This is a genomic window from Nonomuraea insulae, from assembly GCF_042656245.1.
The window spans coordinates 222,964-243,193 of record NZ_JBHSPA010000022.1; the positions used below are offsets into that span (position 1 = coordinate 222,964).

A 20,230-nucleotide genomic window follows, 5' to 3' on the forward strand; every position below is an offset into this window, starting at 1 on the left:
GCCACCCGCCCGCCCGGCCACCTAACCGCTCGGCCACCTAACCGCCCGCCCGCCTGACTGCCTGACCGCCCGCCCGCCCGGCCGTCTGACCGCCCGGCCGCCCGGCCGTCTGACCGCCCGGCCGCCCGGCCGTCTGACACCAGCCACCTGACTACCTGGCCACCCGGGCCTCATCAGAGCCTTTCGTGTAGCTGCGATCCGACATGGATAGGTTGCTCGACATGACTGACGTACGAATCGTCTTCCGAAAGTACGGCGGCGCGTTGCACTGGAACCACCCCGGCCGTCTGCTCGGCGAGGACGAGCATGGCCTCTGGGTGGAGGTTCCGGGCGGAACGGTCGCTTACAAAGGCGAGGGTCCACCCGTCACGTGGGAGGCAACCGCGATCATGTTGTTCCCCCGGAATGCCTGGTGGGCGGCATCCTTCAACATGCCGCCCCACAGAAGCGAGATCTACGTCGACGTCACCACGGTTCCGGAGTGGAAGGACGGCGAGGTCACCATGCTCGACCTCGATCTAGATGTGATTCGCATGAGGGATGGACGGATCATTCTCGACGATGAGGATGAATTCGCGGAACACCAGGCCCTACTGAATTATCCACCTGAATTGATCGCGCAAGCAGAAGAAACCGCACACTGGCTACTCGACGCAGTAAGAGAAAGAAAGAGCCCATTCGACGGCGCACACTTGGATTGGCTCTCAAAATCAATCTGACTTCATCAGACCACAAAACCAACTGCAGGGCAACTTGGCACTCCATCACCCAGCGGCCGAAACCAACCCGCTCTCATACGCCACGATAACGAGCTGCGCCCGATCCCGCGCCTCCAACTTGGCCAACAATCGAGTGATGTGCGTCTTTACCGTAGCCAGGCTAAGTTGCAGATGCAGAGCTATCTCACTGTTGGACAACCCTCGCGCGATCAACATCAGCACTTCACGCTCCCGCTCCGTCACTCCCTCCAGCCCTTTCACCCGGGGCAGTATCGGAGTACGCGTGAACTCCTCGATCAACCTACGCGTAACCGTAGGAGCCAGCAACGCTTCCCCACCCGCCACCACCCGAATGGCGGCAAGCAAATCCGCAGGCGGCGTATCCTTCAGCAAAAATCCGCTGGCCCCAGCCCGAAGCGCATCATAAACATAAGCATCAAGGTCGAACATCGTCACCACCAAAACCCGAGCAACATCCCTAACGCGACGAGTAGCCTCAATCCCATCCATTTCCGGCATCCTTACGTCCATAAGCACCACATCCGGACGCATCTCCAAAGCAACGGCCACCGCTTCACTCCCGGTAGCCGCCTCCCCCACCACCTCCAAATCAGGCTCAGAGTCGACCAGCACTCTGAAACTCCCCCTGAGCAACGCCTGATCGTCGGCAACGACCACCCGAATCACGAGACCTCCTCATAGGGCAATCTCGCAAATACCCGAAATCCCCCTCCGGCAAGGCTCCCGGCGTCAAACACACCGCCGTACATCATGACCCGCTCCCGCATTCCAATGAGGCCATGCCCGGCGCCATCAGAAAGCAACGTGCGCCTTCCCGGCCCGGCGTCGACGACCTCTATCCGCACCTCCTTGCCATTGGCGACCACGGACACGCGGCAGCGAGTGGGCGCGGCATGCTTGACCACATTGGTGAGCGCCTCCTGCACGATGCGATAGACCGACAGCCCGACACCATCAGAGAGCCGCTCCCACCCGTCTGCCGCATCTCGCAGCGCATCGCCGACCTCGGGCTGCAGCTCCAGCTCCACCTCGACCCCCGCCAGCCGAGCCTGCCCCACCAACGCCTGGATCCCGGCCAGCCCAGGAGCAGGCACACGGTCGGGCACCTCCGTGGATCTCAGCACACCAAGCAGATGACGCATCTCGACCAACGCGCTCCGGCTGGCGGTCTCAATCACCCGCAAGGCATCGTGTGCCTCTTCCGGCTTGGTCGCCATGACGTGATTGGCGACCCCGGCCTTGACCGCGATCAGCCCCACGCTGTGCGTGACCACGTCATGCAGCTCGCGAGCGATCCGTAAACGCTCCTCCGCCACCGCCTGCGCCGCCAGCCGCTCCGTGTCACGAGCCGCGAAGGACCTGCGCTCCTGCACCGCCCGACCGACCGTCCATGCCCCTCCGAGCGCCGCGATGCCCAAAAGCGGCTGATCGAGGTGCAACACCCAGTCAGGAGCCTTCTCGCGCGACGCACCCGCCATCACCAAGCCGAGCATGGTGACCAGACTCACCAGCCCGATGGCCAACGTCGGGATCACCGGACCACGCCTGTCGGACAGGGCGACAATGTAGAGAGCGTACGCGGGCGCGAGGTAAGCGAGCCCTATGGCGCCGACCAGCGCCGTAATGATGGCGAGCAGCAGAGTGAAGCAGAAGACGGGCAGAGGCCACAGCCTGCGCAGGGCCAGCGGAAGCCCCAGCCCCGCGGGAAGGGCGATCCGCATCCAAAGCGGCAGCGTTGCGGCATGGACCGTCACCGTGAAGAGCACGAACGCCAGGCACAGGCCTGCCACAACATCGAGCATCACCAACTGGTGGCGGCTCATGCGCCTGGCGAAGAAGGGGTGCGTGTCGTCCACGCGTTGAACCGTAGCCGCTGAAGCGGCGTGCGCACGTCAACCCAGGGTCTGACCTTGAGGTTCGAACCGTAGTCCGACGCGCCGACGACCCCACCTCCCGCATCCTTTACGGCGTGATCGAACTCCAGCACCTCACCAAGCGCTACGGCCGCACTCTCGCCGTGGACGACCTGTCCTTCAGTGTCGAGCCCGGACATGTGACCGGCTTCCTCGGCCCCAACGGCGCCGGCAAGTCCACCACGATGCGCCTGATCCTCGGCCTCGACGCGCCGACCGCGGGCCGGGTCCTTGTCAACGGGCGCCGATACGCCTCGCTCGGCAAACCGATGCGCGAGGTCGGAGCGCTCCTGGACGCGACTGCGGTGCACGGCGGACGCAGCGCCTACAACCATCTGCTCTGCCTGGCCCGCACCAATGACATCGGCCACACGCGCGTGACCGAGGTGCTCGAGCAGGTCGGTCTCTCGGACGTGGCGCGCAAGCGGGTTGGCGGGTTCTCCCTCGGCATGAAACAGCGACTCGGCATCGCGGCCGCTCTGCTCGGCGACCCAGGCGTGTTGATGTTCGACGAGCCCGTCAACGGCCTCGACCCCGACGGCGTGCGCTGGATCCGCGACTTAATGCGCTCACTGGCCGCCGAGGGGCGGACGATCCTGCTCTCCAGCCACCTCATGAGCGAGATGGCCCTCACCGCCGAGCGCATCGTCATCGTCGGCCGCGGCAAGCTCATCACCGAGGCCACCGTAACCGAGCTGACCGCCCGCTACCCATCGCTGGAAGACGCCTACATGGCCCTGACCACCGACAGCGTCCAATACGGAGCGGCCCGGTGAAGGTCGTCCTCGTCCAACGGAGGCACCCGGCAAAAGCCGCTCCCATCCAATACGGAACCACCCAGCGAAAGCCGCCCTCACCCCGCGAAGCCACCCAGTGAAGGTCGTCCTCGCCCCGCGAAGCCACCCAGTGAAGGTCCTCCTCGCTCAATGGAGCCTCCTGACGAAGGCCCCCATCGTCCAACACGGACGCACTCAGTGAAAGCCGCCCTCACCCAACGGAGCCACCCGATGAAAGCCGTCCTTTCCTCTGAATGGCTGAAGATCCGCTCGGTCCGCTCGACCTACCTGATCCTCGGCCTCAGTCTCGGCACGGTCCTCCTGGGCCTCGCACTCGCCGTCATGGCCGCCGGCATGTACGACTCCGCTCCCCCTGAACGACAACCCATCGCCCAGATCGCGGACTTGGAGGAGGTGCTCGCAATAGTTCCCCAGCTCTGCATGGGCATCCTGGGCACCCTCGCCATCACATCCGAGTACGCAACGGGCTTGATCAGGACAACCCTGTCCATCGTCCCCCGTCGCTGGCCTGTCCTCACCGCCAAGTCCCTGATCGTCGGCGCTCTGGGACTGGTAGTCGGCACTGTGGCAGTCTTCGGCACCTATTTCGTGACCCGAGTCGTGCTCGGCGACCGTTTCTCCGGCGCGTACACCACCCCATTCGGCGACCGCCTTCCGCTCCTGATCGCCCTCAGCCTCACGGTGCCGCTGTTCGCGCTGCTCGGCGTGGGATTCGGCGCTCTCCTGCGCTCATCCGCAGGTGCGATAGCCCTCATCGTGGGCCTCGTCTACGTGGTTCCCATGATCATCGGCCATGTCCCCGAGCCGTGGAGCGAACGCCTCGGCTCGCTGATGATCGGCGCACTACCGCGTGAGATCACCGGCGACATCATCACCACCTCGGTGTACGGCTCGCTCCTGCCTCCCGCAGCAGCCGCCACCGTCATGATCGCTTACGCGGCGGTTCCCCTACTGGCTGCCACCTGGCTGGTACGCCGAAGGGACGCCTGACACATGAAGATCCCGAGTGGTGTCCCGCCGAGTGGTGGATCAACGATCTCGACGCGCGATGCCTACCTCGGCAAACATCGCTGAGCGGGTGCGAAATCACACTGCTCTGCTGGACGTCACCAGATCCATCCCGGTGTCACCACGTCGCTATTCCTCAGAACCTCGGCCTCCCGCTCCGGCAGGCGTGACAGAGCGTTCGGCGCATCATCCGCCTTCTTACCGGAGTCCGCCGCCGACCACACCCCGATGCCCACGACACCGAATACCGATCCGGCTGGGAGGCCACCCATGCACCACACCAACAAGGCACAACGTAACCCTGTCAGTAACCAGACAGACAGACCGCCAGAGACTCCTCCCCCAAAGGGATCGCAAAAGCCCCCGTACACCCATGCCATCGAGGAACTCCGCCGCAAGCCGTCACTTCAGAGCAACACCACGGCCTCGCCGCTGGCGCAGCTCGTTCAGGCCAACTTCCTCACAGCCACACCCGCGCAACCTCGCATCCCACGGAGTCCTCGAACAGCCCACCATGGCCACGTGCTGCACAGACCGCCAGCGCAACCGAATACCGACCGGGCATGGCGCCCTCCGCAGGTACGGCAGACGCGGACGCCTGCCGTACCGTCGGGTGGCTCAGACTTCGACCACCACAGGGATGATCATGGGTCGGCGGCGATAGGTGTCACTCACCCAGCGCCCCACCGTACGGCGTACGACCCTGCGGATCTCCTGCATGTCGACCACGCCGTCCGCGGCCTTCTCCGCGAGTGCCCTTTCGATCTGCGGTATGAACTCGTCGAACTGCATGGGGTCGATACCCGACCCCCGCGCGTGGATCTCCGGACCGGCGGTGAGCTTGCCGGTGTTGGAGTCGACCACGATGACCACGGAGATGAATCCTTCGTCGCCCAGGATCCTCCGGTCCTTCAACGAGGTGTCGGTGATCTCTCCCACCGACGAGCCGTCGACGTAGACGTACCCGGCATGGACCGCGCCGACGATCTTCGCACGACCGTCGACCAGGTCCACCACGACGCCATCCTCGGCGATCACGATGTGGTCCTCGGGCACGCCGGTGAGGGCGGCCAGCCTGGCATGCGCGCGCAGGTGACGCCACTCACCGTGCACGGGCATGAAGTTCGAGGGGCGCGTCAGGTTCAGGACGTACAGGAGTTCGCCCGCGGCCGCGTGGCCGGAGACGTGCACCTTGGCGTTGCCCTTGTGTACGACCCGGGCGCCCCACCTGGTCAGTCCGTTGATGACCTTGTTGACCGCCGTCTCGTTCCCTGGCACCAGAGACGAGGCCAGCAGCACGGTGTCGCCCTCGGCGATGCGGATGGGATGGTCACGGTTGGCCATCCTGGACAGCGCCGCCATCGGCTCGCCCTGGGAGCCGGTGCAGATCAGCACCACGTCCTCGGGCGGCCACTCCTCGATATCGCGCGAGTCGACGATGAGACCCGGCGGCACCTTGAGGTATCCGAGGTCGCGGGCGACGCCCATGTTGCGGACCATCGACCGTCCCACCAGGGCAACCTTGCGGCGGTGCCTGGCGGCGGAGTCCATGACCTGCTGGATGCGGTGTACGTGCGAAGCGAAGCTGGCCACGATGACGCGCTGTTCGGAGGTGCGGATCACCTCGTCGATGACCGGCGCGATCTCCCGCTCGCTGGTGACGAATCCCGGCACCTCGGCGTTGGTGGAGTCGGACATCAGCAGGTCGACGCCCTCAGTGCCGAGTCTGGCGAACCCGCCGAGGTCGGTGAGACGGCCGTCGCTCGGCAACTGATCCATGCGGAAGTCGCCGGTGTGCAGGACTATGCCCGCAGGCGTCCTGATGGCGACGGCCAGGGCGTCGGGGATCGAGTGGTTGACCGCGAGAAATTCGCAGTCGAAAGGCCCGAATACGTGCCGCTCGCCCTCGATTACCTCGAGTTTGGTCGGCTGGATCCTGTGCTCGGTCAGCTTGGCCTCGATCAGGGCAAGTGTGAGCTTGGAGCCGATGAGCGGGATATCGCGCCGCTCGCGCAGCAGATATGGCACCGCCCCGATGTGGTCCTCGTGGGCGTGCGTCAGTACGACGGCTTCGACGTCGTCGAGCCGATCTCTGATGTACTCGAAGTCGGGCAGGATGAGGTCGACACCCGGCTGATCGGGCTCGGGGAACAGTACCCCGCAGTCGACGACCAGCAGGCGGCCGTCATATTCGAAGACGGCCATGTTTCTGCCGATTTCCCCCAACCCACCGAGTGCGACGATGCGCAGGCCGCCTTCAGGCAGCGTCGGCGGGGGGCCAAGCTCAGGATGCGGATGGCTCATGCCAGGCCCCCACGGTCAGATCTTGTTCTCAAAACTCCCGGTTCCTCCCCGTTCCTATGCGTCTGTCAACTTCACCCCGCCGGCCACCAGGCAAGCACGCAGCTCGGCGATTTGCTTCTCTGTCGCGTCCACGAGCGGCAGACGTACCGAACCGACCGGTACCCCCACCATGCTCAGTGCCGCCTTTGCCATGATCGCGCCGCCCGCGCGCAGCATGATTCCGTCTACCACGGGAGACACCTGGCTGTGTACGGCCAGGGCCTGGGCGACGTCGCCGTTCTTGTGCAGGTGGATCATGCGCGCCAACTCGGCGCCCACCACGTGTCCGACGACGCTCACGAACCCGGCCGCACCAAGCGAAAGCCAGGCCAGGTTGAGCAGGTCGTCGCCGGAGTAGAAGACGAGGTCAGTAGAGGTCATCACCTGACTGGCGGCGAACAGGTCACCCTTGGCGTCCTTCACGGCCACGATACGTTCGTGCTGCGCCAGCCGGATCAAGGTCTCCGTCTTGATCGGTACGCCGCTACGTCCGGGGATGTCGTACAGCATCACCGGAAGATCGGTCGCGTCGGCCACTGCGGTGAAGTGCCGATACAGCCCCTCTTGCGGAGGCTTGTTGTAGTAAGGCGTCACCACCAGCAGGGCGTGCGCACCGGCCCGTGCGGCCTGCTTCGCGAGTTCGATGCTGTGACGGGTGTCGTTGGTGCCGGCTCCCGCCACCACGGTCGCGCGGTCGCCGACCGCTTCGAGAACGGCGCTGACGATGCGCTGCTTTTCCTCGTCCGAGGTGGTGGGCGACTCACCGGTCGTCCCGTTGACGATCAAGCCGTCATTGCGCTGCTCGTCCACCAGATAGGTGGCAAGGCGTCGCACAGCCACATAATCGACCTCGCCGTCAGAGGTGAACGGCGTGACCATCGCGGTCAGCATACGGCCGAAGGGCGCATCGGCGGTTCCAGTTGGCAATGCCATAGTGCGAACGCTACCTGGATTCAGAAATCCATTGGACGTCGCCACCCCGCTTCGCCTGCCTGGAGCCGGTAATTTGACCCCTTTTCGCCAACATCTGGACGCCAAGCCGCGCCACAGCCCGCCTCGAGGCCGCATCACTGATCGCCACTGGCCAGTCGAGCCGAACGGATCAAGCCAATACGGTACGTGCTGTGCCTGGAAAGCGTACTCGAGAGAGGGACTGCCTCGGTTCACCGGAAGGTCTGCAGGTCCAGCGATTTTTCCGGCCGCCAGCATCACTCGATCACCACTGGTGGGAGGGCATGCGAGTTCGCGGATGGCGCCTCACCCGGCGAGGAGAGCCTCGGCCGTCCTCGCACCTCCGAAGGAGGGACCATCGCGCGCTCCAGCGCTACGCCGTCCGGACAGAAGCCGACTTCCTCAAGCAGCACATCCCGCAGGATGCCCGACGTACAGCCATCGAAGCCTGAAATATCGAGACCAGATGGCCCTTAACGCCTCAAACCGTAAGAAATCTGCCAAGCACCACACTTGGAACGATCCACCGCTAAGCACCGTGCTCCATCAGAACGCCCGCGAAGCACTACAACCGGCGGAGTACGGTCTCACAACCGGTGGAGCGCGAGAACCGGTGGAGCACCTCGACCGGCAGGATCCAGGCAGCGCTGCCGACACCTCAAGCGCCACGCCACGGCCCTCACTTGCCGTGGCCGGTGCCGCATCCCAAAGCTGGCAGCGCCTCTTGAGCAGGGAGATTCCGGGGCATGGTTGGCCACGTCAGCGCGTACTGGAGCAGACATGGCCACTTCGGAGAGATCGGCCTGCCGCCGCCGGCGTTGCCGTCGATCCGCTGCTACTTCGGCAGTTCGATCTGGTAGCGGATGAAGCCACGGTTCTCGGCGACTTTGTCATACAGGCGGCGCGCTGTGCTGTTCGACTCGTGCGTGTTCCAGTACACACGGGAGCAGCCGCGCTCCCGAGCCCAGTCCGTGACGGCCTCGATCAGCGCCCGCCCCACACCTCTACCCCGTACGTCCGGAGCGGTGAACAGGTCCTGCAGGTAGCAAACGTCGGTGTCGGGCGCCGAGGTGTTCCCGTGGGTGAGGAAATGTGTGATGCCGACGAGCCGCCCGTCCAGCCTCGCCCCGAGGGCGTGCAATCGGGTGTCCGACTGGAATTCGCGCCAGGCCCGGTCGTACATGTCGTCCGGCTCGACCCTCTCGTAGAAGGTGATGTACGCGCGGAACAAGTCCTCCCATACGTCCCGGTCGGATGGACGGAGCCTACCAATGTCGATCATGGAATTCCTCTTGGCGATAGCGCGGGACAGCCCTGGCACTGTTCGGCGACACAAGGACATGGCCAGATGGAACGTGAACATGGCTTCGACGTCACAACTTAGGAAGAAGGTGGCTCTTGGGGTACGGCCACTCGGCAGTGAGATCAGGAGACCACTTGCGCTTGACGTCCAGAGGGCACTTCGGTGATCAACGAACGACACCCGCTCATCGGATTTCATGATCGGATCAGCCATCGACCGAGCTGAAGATACTTGAGGGTTCGCCAAAGAGCCCACCCCCGTACGTCGCAACGGCATGGCATGAGGAAGGGTGTGTGGCAAAGGAAGGCGGTGTGGTGGGAGCGCGAGGCGGGCATGGTGAGTCGGATCGACACGGCCGTACCGGCGTTCCAAACGCCTCGCGAAGCCCTACGAAAACGCCGTTCGACCAGGGGATTCATGGCCGTCGAGCAACGGAGCGCCAGGAGGCGGACATGGAAGAGGTCGCCGATATGTGCTCGGGGGTACACACATCGACGACCTCTACCGGAGAATCGGCACCCCTTACATCGGCGTTACAGGGTTTCGCCGATAATTTTCCGCCATCGCAAAGTTGGGGCTCCAGCTGTCATCGATGACGGTCGGTTACCTGCCGAATACGGCAACATGGGGCAACGCCTCACACGAACCCCCAGGGATGGACTAGTGGCCACCTCAGATCCGGTCTACCTGCGTGTCGTCGAAGACATCCGGCGACAGATCACCGACGGCACCCTTCCCCCAGGCGCGCCGATTCCCTCTCGGGCGCAGCTGACTCGCAAGTATCAGGTCGGCGAGACCGCCGCCCGTCACGCGCTGCGCGTGCTCGCCGGCGAGGGTCTCATCATCGGCCGAGTGGGCTCGGGCCATTACGTCAGAGAACGCCCCGATCTAACACCGCTCCACCGATGGCGTTTCCTGGATCACCCTGCCCCCTTCGCCGCCGACCTGCAGTCCCAAGGCAGGCGTGTGACATGGGACTGGCACAGTGAACCGGCCGAAGCGGGCCCCGACATCGGCAGACGGCTGCGCCTGCCGGAATCTGCCACGCTGACCAAAACGCATTACGTCTTCCGCGGGGACGGCAGGCCGCTGCAGCTTGCCACGTCCTACGAACTGCGGGAGTTCGTCCCACATTCAGATGAGGAGCGGCGGAGCCTGATCGCGAGGATGTACGCGCATGGCATAAAGATCACTGAGATCGTGGAAAGCGTACAGACGCGCATTCCCCGCCCTGTGGAGAGCGATGCGCTGGATCTGGCGGCGGGCGTGCACGTTCTGCATGTCGAACGTACCCATTGGGCGGGCGATCGGCCCGTGGAAACCAGCGACATCGTTATCCCTGGCGATCGCTTCCGGGTCACGTACAGCATGCCTGTTTAGGGCTGAGGGCTCCGGGCGAGGGCCCTCTCGTCCGGAGCCCCCACCTGCACCACTTCCAGGCGAACCCTCGAAGCTCCGATTCCGGCGGGCTTCGCCGGATCTGCGGGGAATGAGCATGACCGGGTCTGTCCCCGCAAGGACGCTGCGTACCGCCCCGACTGACGAGGTGCGTGCTTGGGGCGGCAGGAGCCGCACGGCGTCGCTGCGCGATCGCGTCGGTCTTGAGACGGACGGGCGCCGGCAGCATGAGCATGACGGGCGTGATGCTCAAGGGTGGCTGGATTTGTGACGACGTAACCGGCTCCTCCGTGGCAGGCCTGGAGCCGAGTGATCGGTGATGATGTACGCGGCTCCAGCAGCATGGAGCAAGGCACTGGACGTCGACGGAGTCGGTGACGACGTGCTCGCCCACAATGTCGGAATAGTCGCATAAGCACGAGCCCTGGGACTTCCCAGTCAAAAGACCAGGAACTTACTGACTCGCCGCCCCACCCCTCCTGCTGCGCCCTGCCGCTCTTCCTTGCCGGCCCACGCCTCCAACCGCCCTGCCCTCTTCCTCCCGGCCGCCGTCGCCTTACCAGTCCACCCCTCCACCATCCTGCTGCTCTCCCGCCTGCCGATCCGCCCCTCCACCGCCCCGCCACCGCCCCGCCCAGCCACCGCCCCGCCCTGCCACTGTGCCGCCCCCTGTTGATCCGTCGCCCTGCTGGTCCGTCGGCCTGCTGGTCCGTCGGCCTGCTGGTCCGTCGGCCTGCTGGTCCGTCGCCCTGCTGGTCCGTCGCCCTGCTGGTCCGTCGCCCTGCTGGTCCGTCGCCCTGCTGGTCCGTCGCCCTGCTGGTCCGTCGCCCTGCTGGTCCGTCGCCCTGCTGGTCCGTTGCCCTGCTGGTCCGCGACTTGCCGCTCGCCACGGTGCCTTACCGCCTCGGCAGGTGGCGTCCCACCGGGAGATCCCGCCATACGGCTTCTACCAGGGACAGAGCCGGTGTTGGAGCGGAGAAGCTCTACTCAGCACAAGCGGGTCGCCCGGGTCGCCCGCGACGGAGTCAAGGGGGGCCGGACAATACGGTCTGGCCCGCACCTCCTGCTACAGCGCTCGGCGGGACGTCATCCCCAACGGACCGACTTCCTGTCGAGCTGCGCGAGCCCAGTGTCCCGTCGATCCACTGGCCTACCGAGCCGTCGATCCGCTGGCCTACCGGGCCGTCGATCCGCTGGCCCGCCGGGCCATGATCCGCTCGCCCGCAGAGCCGTCGACCTGACCTCCTGCCGAGGCGCCTGACTGGTCTGCCGGCTCGTCGTGGCCGCCGCTGCGGCAGCGTGGCGATTCGCTGGCTTGATGGGGCATTGCTCACATACCACAACGAAGATTCATCGTGAACGTGCAGGTCAGAGATTGTCGGTGGGCGTTGATACAACAGTTGCGGAGGTTGCCGATGCGAGTCAAAGACCTGTCCATACGCGACCGGCCGCGCGAACGGCTCATGTCCTCTGGTGCCGCCGCGCTGGCGGACCGGGAACTGCTTGCCGTGCTGCTCGGTTCGGGGTTTCGGGGGGCGAGCGCACTTGACCTGGCCAGCCAGGTGATCGCGCACTGCGGAGATCTCGATGCGCTCGGTCGTTCCGAGCCGCACCGCTTACTGACGGTGCGCGGAATCGGTCCAGCGAAGGCCGCACGGGTGACCGCGGCCTTCCATCTCGTACGCCGGGCGGAGGCGTGGCCCGAGCGGGAGCGGATCAGCAGCACGTCCGACCTGGCGCATGCGTGCGCTCCGCTGCTGCACGATTGGACGCAGGAGCGGCTGATCCTGATCGTGTGCGACACCGGCGGGCGGATTCTGAAGCGGGCGGTGCTGACGGAGGGCGGGAGCGATCACACGGCAATGCCCGTACGTGAGCTGATCACTGAAGTGCTCACCTCCGGCGGGGCCATGTTCGGGCTTGCCCACAATCATCCCGGCGGGTCACTCGATCCGAGCCCGGAGGATCTGGAGGCCACGGCAAGGCTGGTGGAGGCCTCGCAGACGGTCGGGCTGCGACTCCTCGACCACCTCATCATTACGGAAGGGGCCTGGAGGCGAATTCCCACCTAAACCAATTCCAGCGCGGATGACGAGCCCAGCCAACCACAAAGGGAATGATCCCATGTATAGCGCCGAACAGCAGTTTCCCAACGGATGACCATGAGAACCTAATGGCGCGGGTAGGCCGTCACGGACGTCAGCCGGTTACTACTCGTCTTGGCGTGGCCCCATGTCCCCTGGTAAGCACGGGGCCACGTCCATGGTCTCGCACCGATCTCGGGCGAAGGCTTATTTCCTCGAGTGGAGGCCACTTCGAGGTTGAGCAGGCGCATCGTCCGGGATCATGCGGAGACACTGGTGCGTCCGGCGCGGCTTCGTGAGCGCGCCATCGCCAGCGGTGTCCGGTCGCAATATGCGGTGGGCATGGCGTTAACCGGGGTCCCCGGCCGCACCTTGTCACCGGACGGGAGGCTACGCCCGTCCGGTGACACCGCGGCGGAGACCGTATCCGAGCGATGGCAGCACGGCGACTGCCCCATCCGGCGAGAAAGCCCGGTGGAAACCACACTCTTGTTCGGTGACGGCACAGCACGAACTGCCCCTTCTGATGGCGGCACGGCGCGAAACTCCCCCATCCAGCGAGAAGCATGGCGGGACACCGCACCCTTGTTCGGTGGCGGCACGGCGCGAGGCTCCCCCATCCAGCGAGAAGCATGGCGGGACACCGCACCCTTGTTCGGTGGCGGCACGGCGCGAGGCTCCCCCATCTGGCAAGAAGTACGGTGGACCGGCGCCCCGTCTCCGTCTGGTGGGCGTACGGCACGAGACTCCGCCTGCCCGGTGGGAAGCACGACGGGACGCTACGCCCCGTCCGGGTGCAGGGCGGCGGGAGGGTGCGCTCTTCCGGTGGCAGAGTGCAAGCGACGCTGGCGCTCGTACGCCGAGGTACAGGCCAGGCGGGCGACGCTCAGCAACGCGGCGGGAGACCGCCCGGCGGCGGCGCAGGGGTAAACCCTGTCTGCTTGCAGCGCAGCAGTACTACGTCCATTCGGCGCAGGTTGCCGTACGGCATCCAGTCGGCACAGCCTCCAGCCGTACGGCGTCCAGCGGGCGCAACGCAGCTGTACGACGTCCGATCGGCGCGCCCCAGCGGGAGCGACACCCGATCGGCGCAACACAACTGCGCGGTTCCGGCCGGCGCACCCCAGCCGCACGACGTCCAGCCGGCGCAACGCAGCTGTACGACGTCCGATCGGCGCGCCCCAGCGGGGGCGACGTCCGGTCGGCGCGCCCCAGCGGGAGCGACACCCGATCGGCACAAGTCAACTGTGCGGTTCCGGTTGGCGCAACGGCGCCGTACGACGTCCAGTTGGTACGGCCCGGCTGTGCAGTGTCGAGTTGGCGGGGTGTGGTGGAGCTTCAGCTGTTCGGTGGCGGCGAGGCGGAGGGGCGCTCGGGCGGCGGCATTTGGGGGTGTTCGCGGCCTTCGAACCGGGGTCGAAACAGAAAGTCGGAGCCACCGGTCATGAAACCCTTCACCAACGGCCGTTCAGGCGGCACACTGTTGTCCGCGGCCATCGCGCTTGCTGTCCTCTGAACTGCGTCTTCAAAGGACCGCGATGGCCGTCACCATTTCTTCCGTCTGGATGCGGGTTCTCTTTCCATCGGGCACTTGGCGACGGTTCAAACGTCTGGCCAGCCCAGTCGGCGGGGAATCTGAAGGGTCGGCCTGCACTCCCCCACATGGCGGGCGTGTAGTAGAGGGCTATTCTCTTTGTGGCGATAATTCGGGCGATCGGGCAATGAGGCCGTGCAGACGATGGGGGCCTTGCCGGAGCAGTGCGACAGCGGGTCGTGCCCGTCGGCGGCGGCGGGAGAGGTGGTCAGTCAGGCTGGCGGCGACAGGCGGAATGGGGTCTGCGAACGGCTTCGGGGTTCTTCGGGGCTTCAGGGTGGCTGACAGGCGTGGATGTCCATGCACGACGCGGCTGGGCTCCGGGAGATCGCCTTTGGTCCGCTCGTCGCTGCCTCGCCGTAAGCAGCCCCGCACAGGCTGTCAGCCGCAGCCGACATTAACGTCCTTGTGACAGCCACCGCGCATGCCCTCTTCAAAGCGACGATTCATGGCGGAGGGGGGAACGCAACGCAGTGGTCGCGATGCCTGGTGTGGCGGCAGGGCAGGGGTGACACAGGAGATTCAGTTCTAGGGGAAGTTGCGTTGCCGCTGCTCAGGAGGTACGTAACGAGCTTGCGCGCTCCTGAGGGCGCCTCCGTTACGGGAGGGTGTGGAGGAAGTCTTCGAGGAGCTTGTTGTAGGTGTCCGGGCGTTCCATGTTGGGGTAGTGGGCGGTGCCGGCGATGGAGAAGGTGCGGCCGTTGGCGACGGCGCCGGTGAGGCGTTCGGCCATGCCGATGTGGTCCGGTGAGTCGATGGAGCCGTTGATGGCCAGTACCGGAACCTTGATCTCGGTGAGGCGGTTCCAGGTGTCGTGTACTGGGATGAGGTGGCTCGGTTCGCCTACGGCGTGTTTGGACATGGTGCCTCTGGCCATGTGACGCAGGCGGTTCACGGTGTCGGGGGCGAGGTCGTCGATGGTGCGGTACGGGCCCACGGCGAGGAGGGTGAAAGCCTCGATCGAGGCGTCCAGGTCGCCGGCGGCCATCGCCGAGTGCCAGGTGGTCATGGTTTGGGTGGTCCAGGGGTCGGTGAAGTACGGCTCGCTGGTGCCGGCGCCGGTGATGACCACGGCGCTGACCAGGTCCGGGTGTTCAAGTGCCGTGTCGACCGCGAGGCTCGCACCCATGGAGACGCCCACCAGGATCGCGGGGCCTGTGTTCAGCTCGCGGAGGAGCGCGGCGAGGTCGTCGGTGAGCCGGTACGGGGCGGCGGCGTTGGCGGAGCGGCCGTGGCCTCGGGCGTCAGGGGCGATCACGCGGTAGCGCGAGGCGAAGGCCGGGATCTGGTCGTCCCACATGTGGTGGTCCAGGAAGCCGCCATGCAGGAGAACGAGGGGGCGGCCGGTGCCGGTGTCGAGCCAGAACAGATCGTTCATGACAACTAAGGTGTCATTATTGGCCTTGAATGACAACTCAGGTGTCATAATGGAGGGGTGAGTGGGGCTGGAGAGCTGACCGATCGGCTGACTGAGGTGTTCGATCTGGTCGGGCCGCTGTACCGGCGGGCTCAGCGCAAGGTGGAGCAGGACGCGCCCATCGAGGGACTGTCGGTGGGGGTACGGGCCGTGCTCAACATGCTCCGTGAGCAAGGGCCCATGACCGTCCCGCAGATGGGGCGGGCGCAGGCGTTGAGTCGACAGTTCGTACAGCGCATGATCAATGACGCGGCGGCGCGGCATTTGGTGGAGTTCGTGGCCAACCCGGCGCACAAGCGGTCCTCGCTCATCCGGCTGACCACGGAGGGGCGTGCGGCCATCACCGCTGTGATCGACCGTGAGCACGCGGTACTGCGCCAGGTCGGCGGCGACCTGACCGAGGCCGAGGTCGACGCCTGCCTGCACGTGCTGACGCGCCTCCTGCGACTCCTCGACGACATCGACATGGATTGAGCGGATTGAGACGTGCGGCATACCCGGCAGGTGGCGTGCGGTGGGATGACACCTGCCGGGTACGGGCAGGCAGGGCCATGAAATGCCTGCCCCGATTGAACGGTCGCGGCGTGGTTGCCGCGTTGCCGTAGAACATGGCTCCGTGAGCACGTGAAATCCCCTTACACGGAGACCATGTGAGCCCGGCTCAAACCGGCAGGAAGTGAGCCGGGGGTCTTGGGGGAATCGGTCTGAGATCCAGGGGCCGTTGGGGAGACCGTGGAGGGGGCGGCCCCCGGATCGAGTGGGGGTGCCGCTCTACGGTGGCCTTTCTTCGTTGTGGCGGGCCCTTTTCGGGGACCTCCATGTTGCGACTGGGCCCTGCGCTACAGGGCCACCAGCGAGACAAACGATAAGAAAGTGGGAAGTTCCTTTCGGCTCATGGCTTCACTATAGCGCGATCGTACCTAAGGGTCTACCTAACGTATCGATACGCTCGTAGATGCGTCTGCTTTTGAGCGGGCATGTACGGTTTCGTCTATACTCCCGGCGTGCTAGACCGCGAGGGACCCGTGCCCATCTACAAGCAGGTCGCCGAGCTGGTACGCGATCAGATCGAACGCGGCGTGCTCAAAGCCGGCGATCCCGTGCCCAGCGAGGCCACCCTCGAGAAGGACTACGAGATCGCCAGGACGACGGCCCGGCGGGTGGCCCGGGAGCTGCGGGAGCAGGGGCTGGCGTACACGATTCAGGGCGAAGGTACGTTTGTCGGCCAGCCTGGCACTCCCCGCTCGCCCCGGAAGACGCCGATTTATCAGAAGATCGCCGGAGAGGTCATCGAACGCATCCAGAAGGGGGAGGTCGCGCCGAACAGGGCCATTCCCGGTGAGAAAGTGATGATGCGACAGTATGGCGTGGCAAAGGTGACAGTACGTCAGGCTGTCGCGTATCTCAGGGATCAGGGATGGGTGTTCACGGTGCCATATCGCGGCACATACGTGACCGACCCTGAGAAATGGCCCATAAATCAGGGTTCTTGATTGCCCTTCCTTTAGCAGGGCCGTTGGATACCCTTGAGGCGTGCTGAACCGCGATGGTGAAACCCATCTATATCTCCAGATCAGCGAGGTCATCAGAGCGCGCATCATGGCCGAGCTTTCGCCCGGAGACCTGGTGATCAGCGAGGCGGGAATCCAGCGGGAGTTCAACGTGGCGCGCACCACCGCGCGCCGGGCCATTCGTGTGCTGCGCAACCAAGGACTGGTTCACACGCGGCAGGGAGAGGGGACGTTCGTCAACGCTCCCGGGCAGAGTGGGCCATCTGGGCGCGGGGCGCCGTTCTACCGGCATATCGCGGGTGAAATCCGGGAGCGGATAAAAAGCGGTGAACTGGCGGTGGAACGGCAGATTCCGAGCGAAGTCGATCTGGTTCGTGGCTATGGTGCGGCGCGGGAGACCGTACGGCGGGCGATCGCGTTGTTGCGTGAGGAGGGGTGGGTGTACAGCGTTCCGCATCGGGGGAGTTTCGTCTCTCCCGAAGAGCGGTGGCCGCACGAAAATCTCCCCTGACGGGCGGTGACCGTACAAAGAAGATCCCCTGGCGGCGGTGGCCGTACGAAGAAGATCCCCTGGCGAACGGTGGCCGTACGAAAAAGATCCCCCTGACGAATGACGACCGTATGAAGAAGATCCCTGGCGAACGGTGACCGTACGAAGAAGATCTCCCATGACAAGCGCCGACCGCAAGTGAGAAGAGGCGCGGTTACGGGACGAGGCGGAACCAGAGGCAGACGATCGTGGTGGCGTCGTCCACCTCATGCCCCAGGCCCGACCAGTAACGGCGATGTGTTTCCCGCCAGTCCGCCGTAGAGGTGAAGCCCTCGCCCTCCGCCTGCGCGAACTCCCACGTGACCTCCGCGAACGGCATGAACTCCACCCGCGTCACCTCGACCTCCGCCACCCGCTCCCCCGAGTCGCCGACGAGCACGAGATGTTCGCCGATGTGCTCCACCTCCTCGCCCTCGGCCTCGTAGTCGAACAGCAGGAGCCCCGCGGTGGCCCTTTTCGTCCCCGACAACGCCAGGTCGTTGAGCCAGGTGCGGATTCTGCCGGGAGTGCCCAGTCCGAAGACTCGTAGTCCGTCCATGCGCGGCCACATGGTGACAGGTTAGAAGACCGGGATGATGTCCTCCGGGTCGATGAAATCCACCGGCACGCCCTCCAGATCCAGCTCGGGAATGGCCGGGAAGGCGATCCCCCATCGCTCGACGATCGCGCGGATTCTCGCCATCGCCACCCGCCAGTTCTCCGCCTGCTCCTCGTACGACAACACGCCCAGCCCCGCCTGCCTGGCGTGATCCATGAGGACACGGTGGTTGGCCAGGAAGTACGGCGGCAGTTCCCAGAAGCCTTCCGGCGGCTCCCAGAGAATCATGCTGAGGAAGACGAAACCCGCTCGGAGTTGGCGGGTGATGAGGACGCGGGTCTCGTCCGTGAGGCCCGGCCATTCGTTCTCCAGGATCGTCATGCAGATCTGCAGATGGCGGGACTCGTCACGGCCGATGCGGTGGAACATCTCGCTGAAGACGGGATGCCTGGTGCCCGAGGCCATGCCCCTGAACAGGGTCGAGGCGGCCATCTCCCCCATCATGAAACTCGTGAACAGGACCGGGAGCGAGTATTTGCCGACGGCCGAGGTATAGCCGGTCCAGTAGCGGCCGCCGTTGTGGTAGAGCCAGCCGATGTTGTTGTGGGCGGCCGATTCGAGGTCGTCGGACGGGGTCCAGTCGAGCGGGCCGCCCGGCCAGAGCCTGGCGATGGTGCGCTGGCAACATTCCTCGTGGTTCATCTCGTCACGGGTGATCGAGAAGAAACACTTCCTGACCGGGTCCTCCTCGTGTTTCTCGAACGCCTGAATGGTGGCGCGGGCGAACACCGCAGGCCCCGAGGCGTCGAAGTTCGCCAGGACAGCGAACCAGTACATGATGCCCAGGCGCTGCTCCCGCGTGAAGTCGTCGGGGTTCAGGCCGTCCCAGGGCAGGTCGGCCGGGTTCCAGACCACGCGCTTGGACTTCTCGTAAATGGCGGCGAGCTTCTCTGTCTCCACTCGCCATTCCATGGGATAGATATTGGGTTGCGGGATCTCCGGCGCCGGCCAGAAGCCGCCCTCCGGGATCGTGAGGTCCGCCATGATGTGACACCTCCTCTCCCATCCTGCGGTGCGGCGTCACGGCTTTCAAGTACGGGCGCGCTGGGTGATGGCCACGCACACGAGTACGGCCACGGCCGCCACCACCGTCGCCGGGCCGAAGCGCTCGCCCATGAGGAACCAGGCCCAGATCAGGGTCAGGAGCGGCTGGGTGAGCTGGGTCTGGCCGGCTCTGGCGATGCCGCCCTTGGCCAGGCCCGCGTACCAGGGGATGAAGCCCAGGAACATGGAGACCACCGCCACGTACGCGAAGCCCGTGACGGCCTGGGGAGTGATCGTGATGGGGGTGGCGATCGCCAGGACCGCCGTCGCGGGGGCGGTCAGGGGGAGGGAGAGGACGAGGGTGTGGGAGATGACCTGCCAGCCCGGGGTGCTCCTGGACAGGCGGGCGCCTTCCGTGTAGCCGATCGCGGCCGAGATCAGGGCGCCGAGGAGGAGCAGGTCGGGCCAGGAGGGTCTGCCCTGGTGCTGGGTGAGGGTGAACGTGGTGATGGCTATGGCGCCGGCCGTACAGGCTGCCCAGAAGAGGGGACGGGGGCGTTCCGAGGCTCTCAGGACGGCGCAGACGGCTGTGGCGGCCGGCAGGAGGGCCGTGACCACGGCGGCGTGGGCGGTGCCGGCGCCCAGGTCCAGGGCCAGGCCGCTGAAGAGGGGGAAGCCGAAGACCACGCCCATGGAGATCGCCGCGTAGGAAGGCCAGTGGGCTCTTGGGGGCAGCAGGGGGCGGCGGGTGACTTTCAGGCAGGTCAGGGCGATGACGCCGGCCAAGGCGGCTCGGCCTATGGCCACCAGCCAGGGGTTGAAGCCCTGCATCGCGTAGACGGTGGCGGGAAAGGAGCCGGAGAAGGCCAGGACGCCCAGGAAGGCCAGCGCGGTGCCTTGGCGGGCACCGGTGGGCTGCGCCGAGCCCTCCCGCCGACCCGGCGACCCCACGAGATCCGTGGGTTGCGCCGAGCCCTCCCACCGACCCGGCGACCCCACGAGATCCGTGGGTTGCGCAGAACCCTCCCGCCGACGCGGG

Annotated in this window: 16 protein-coding genes and 1 pseudogene; 8 read left to right on the forward strand and 9 right to left on the reverse strand. The window is 65.7% G+C overall.

What is annotated here, in order from left to right; all coding sequences use genetic code 11:
• The first annotated feature begins 221 nt into the window (after positions 1–221).
• Positions 222–719 carry a DUF402 domain-containing protein gene (locus ACFPZ3_RS16975; protein WP_379515067.1) on the forward strand — a complete coding sequence of 166 codons (498 nt, stop codon included), beginning with the start codon at positions 222–224 and terminating at the stop codon, positions 717–719.
• A gap of 45 nt (positions 720–764) precedes the next feature.
• On the opposite strand, the gene ACFPZ3_RS16980 is transcribed toward ACFPZ3_RS16975, so the two are convergent.
• Both ACFPZ3_RS16980 and ACFPZ3_RS16985 read right to left on the reverse strand, forming a co-directional pair.
• Complete coding sequence (locus ACFPZ3_RS16980) at positions 765–1,406, reverse strand: response regulator (RefSeq protein WP_379515068.1); 642 nt, start codon at positions 1,404–1,406, stop codon at positions 765–767.
• Positions 1,403–2,596: a sensor histidine kinase gene (locus ACFPZ3_RS16985; RefSeq protein ID WP_379515069.1), complete on the reverse strand. Its 1,194-nt coding sequence runs from the start codon at positions 2,594–2,596 to the stop codon at positions 1,403–1,405. The genes ACFPZ3_RS16980 and ACFPZ3_RS16985 overlap by 4 nt, the downstream gene beginning before the upstream one ends.
• 113 nt (positions 2,597–2,709) lie before the next feature.
• On the opposite strand from ACFPZ3_RS16985, the pseudogene ACFPZ3_RS16990 reads away from it, so the two are divergent.
• Positions 2,710–3,360 (forward strand): annotated as a pseudogene (locus ACFPZ3_RS16990) (ABC transporter ATP-binding protein); the annotation flags it as partial.
• Between the two features lie 300 nt (positions 3,361–3,660).
• Positions 3,661–4,440, forward strand: coding sequence for an ABC-2 transporter permease (locus tag ACFPZ3_RS16995; protein WP_379515070.1), 780 nt, complete (start codon positions 3,661–3,663; stop codon positions 4,438–4,440).
• Positions 4,441–5,076: 636 nt separating this feature from the next.
• On the opposite strand, the gene ACFPZ3_RS17000 is transcribed toward ACFPZ3_RS16995, so the two are convergent.
• The 3 genes from ACFPZ3_RS17000 to ACFPZ3_RS17010 form a co-directional block, all read right to left on the reverse strand.
• A complete protein-coding gene (locus ACFPZ3_RS17000) occupies positions 5,077–6,762 on the reverse strand; it encodes a ribonuclease J (RefSeq protein WP_379515071.1) in 1,686 nt (561 codons plus the stop codon).
• Positions 6,763–6,816: 54 nt separating this feature from the next.
• Positions 6,817–7,734, reverse strand: coding sequence for a 4-hydroxy-tetrahydrodipicolinate synthase (dapA, locus tag ACFPZ3_RS17005; protein WP_379515072.1), 918 nt, complete (start codon positions 7,732–7,734; stop codon positions 6,817–6,819).
• An 853-nt stretch (positions 7,735–8,587) separates the two neighbouring features.
• Positions 8,588–9,034, reverse strand: coding sequence for a GNAT family N-acetyltransferase (locus ACFPZ3_RS17010; protein WP_379515073.1), 447 nt, complete (start codon positions 9,032–9,034; stop codon positions 8,588–8,590).
• Between the two features lie 684 nt (positions 9,035–9,718).
• Here ACFPZ3_RS17010 and ACFPZ3_RS17015 point away from each other — a divergent pair.
• Positions 9,719–10,435 carry a GntR family transcriptional regulator gene (locus ACFPZ3_RS17015; RefSeq protein WP_379515074.1) on the forward strand — a complete coding sequence of 239 codons (717 nt, stop codon included), beginning with the start codon at positions 9,719–9,721 and terminating at the stop codon, positions 10,433–10,435.
• Positions 10,436–11,808: 1,373 nt separating this feature from the next.
• Positions 11,809–12,525 (forward strand): JAB domain-containing protein, encoded by a 717-nt coding sequence (locus ACFPZ3_RS17020; protein ID WP_379515075.1) that lies wholly within the window; start codon positions 11,809–11,811, stop codon positions 12,523–12,525.
• A 2,204-nt stretch (positions 12,526–14,729) separates the two neighbouring features.
• Here the strand turns inward: ACFPZ3_RS17020 and ACFPZ3_RS17025 are convergent.
• On the reverse strand, positions 14,730–15,509 hold the full coding sequence (locus ACFPZ3_RS17025) for an alpha/beta fold hydrolase (RefSeq protein ID WP_379515076.1): 780 nt from the start codon (positions 15,507–15,509) through the stop codon (positions 14,730–14,732).
• 57 nt (positions 15,510–15,566) lie between these two features.
• On the opposite strand from ACFPZ3_RS17025, the gene ACFPZ3_RS17030 reads away from it, so the two are divergent.
• The 3 genes from ACFPZ3_RS17030 to ACFPZ3_RS17040 all read left to right on the forward strand — a co-directional run bounded on the left by ACFPZ3_RS17030 (position 15,567) and on the right by ACFPZ3_RS17040 (position 17,570).
• On the forward strand, positions 15,567–16,022 hold the full coding sequence (locus ACFPZ3_RS17030; RefSeq protein ID WP_379515077.1) for a MarR family winged helix-turn-helix transcriptional regulator: 456 nt from the start codon (positions 15,567–15,569) through the stop codon (positions 16,020–16,022).
• Between the two features lie 530 nt (positions 16,023–16,552).
• The gene (locus tag ACFPZ3_RS17035; RefSeq protein WP_379515078.1) at positions 16,553–17,041 is read left to right on the forward strand and encodes a GntR family transcriptional regulator; all 489 of its coding nucleotides are present in this window, start codon (positions 16,553–16,555) and stop codon (positions 17,039–17,041) included.
• A gap of 40 nt (positions 17,042–17,081) precedes the next feature.
• Positions 17,082–17,570 (forward strand): GntR family transcriptional regulator, encoded by a 489-nt coding sequence (locus ACFPZ3_RS17040; protein WP_379515079.1) that lies wholly within the window; start codon positions 17,082–17,084, stop codon positions 17,568–17,570.
• Between the two features lie 193 nt (positions 17,571–17,763).
• Here the strand turns inward: ACFPZ3_RS17040 and ACFPZ3_RS17045 are convergent, their stop codons facing one another.
• The 3 genes from ACFPZ3_RS17045 to ACFPZ3_RS17055 are packed head-to-tail and all read right to left on the reverse strand — an operon-like array spanning position 17,764 to position 20,142.
• Positions 17,764–18,147, reverse strand: coding sequence for an ASCH domain-containing protein (locus tag ACFPZ3_RS17045; protein WP_379515080.1), 384 nt, complete (start codon positions 18,145–18,147; stop codon positions 17,764–17,766).
• A 21-nt stretch (positions 18,148–18,168) separates the two neighbouring features.
• Positions 18,169–19,191: a hypothetical protein gene (locus ACFPZ3_RS17050; protein WP_379515081.1), complete on the reverse strand. Its 1,023-nt coding sequence runs from the start codon at positions 19,189–19,191 to the stop codon at positions 18,169–18,171.
• A 45-nt stretch (positions 19,192–19,236) separates the two neighbouring features.
• Positions 19,237–20,142: a DMT family transporter gene (locus tag ACFPZ3_RS17055; protein ID WP_379515082.1), complete on the reverse strand. Its 906-nt coding sequence runs from the start codon at positions 20,140–20,142 to the stop codon at positions 19,237–19,239.
• Between the last annotated feature and the right edge of the window lie 88 nt (positions 20,143–20,230).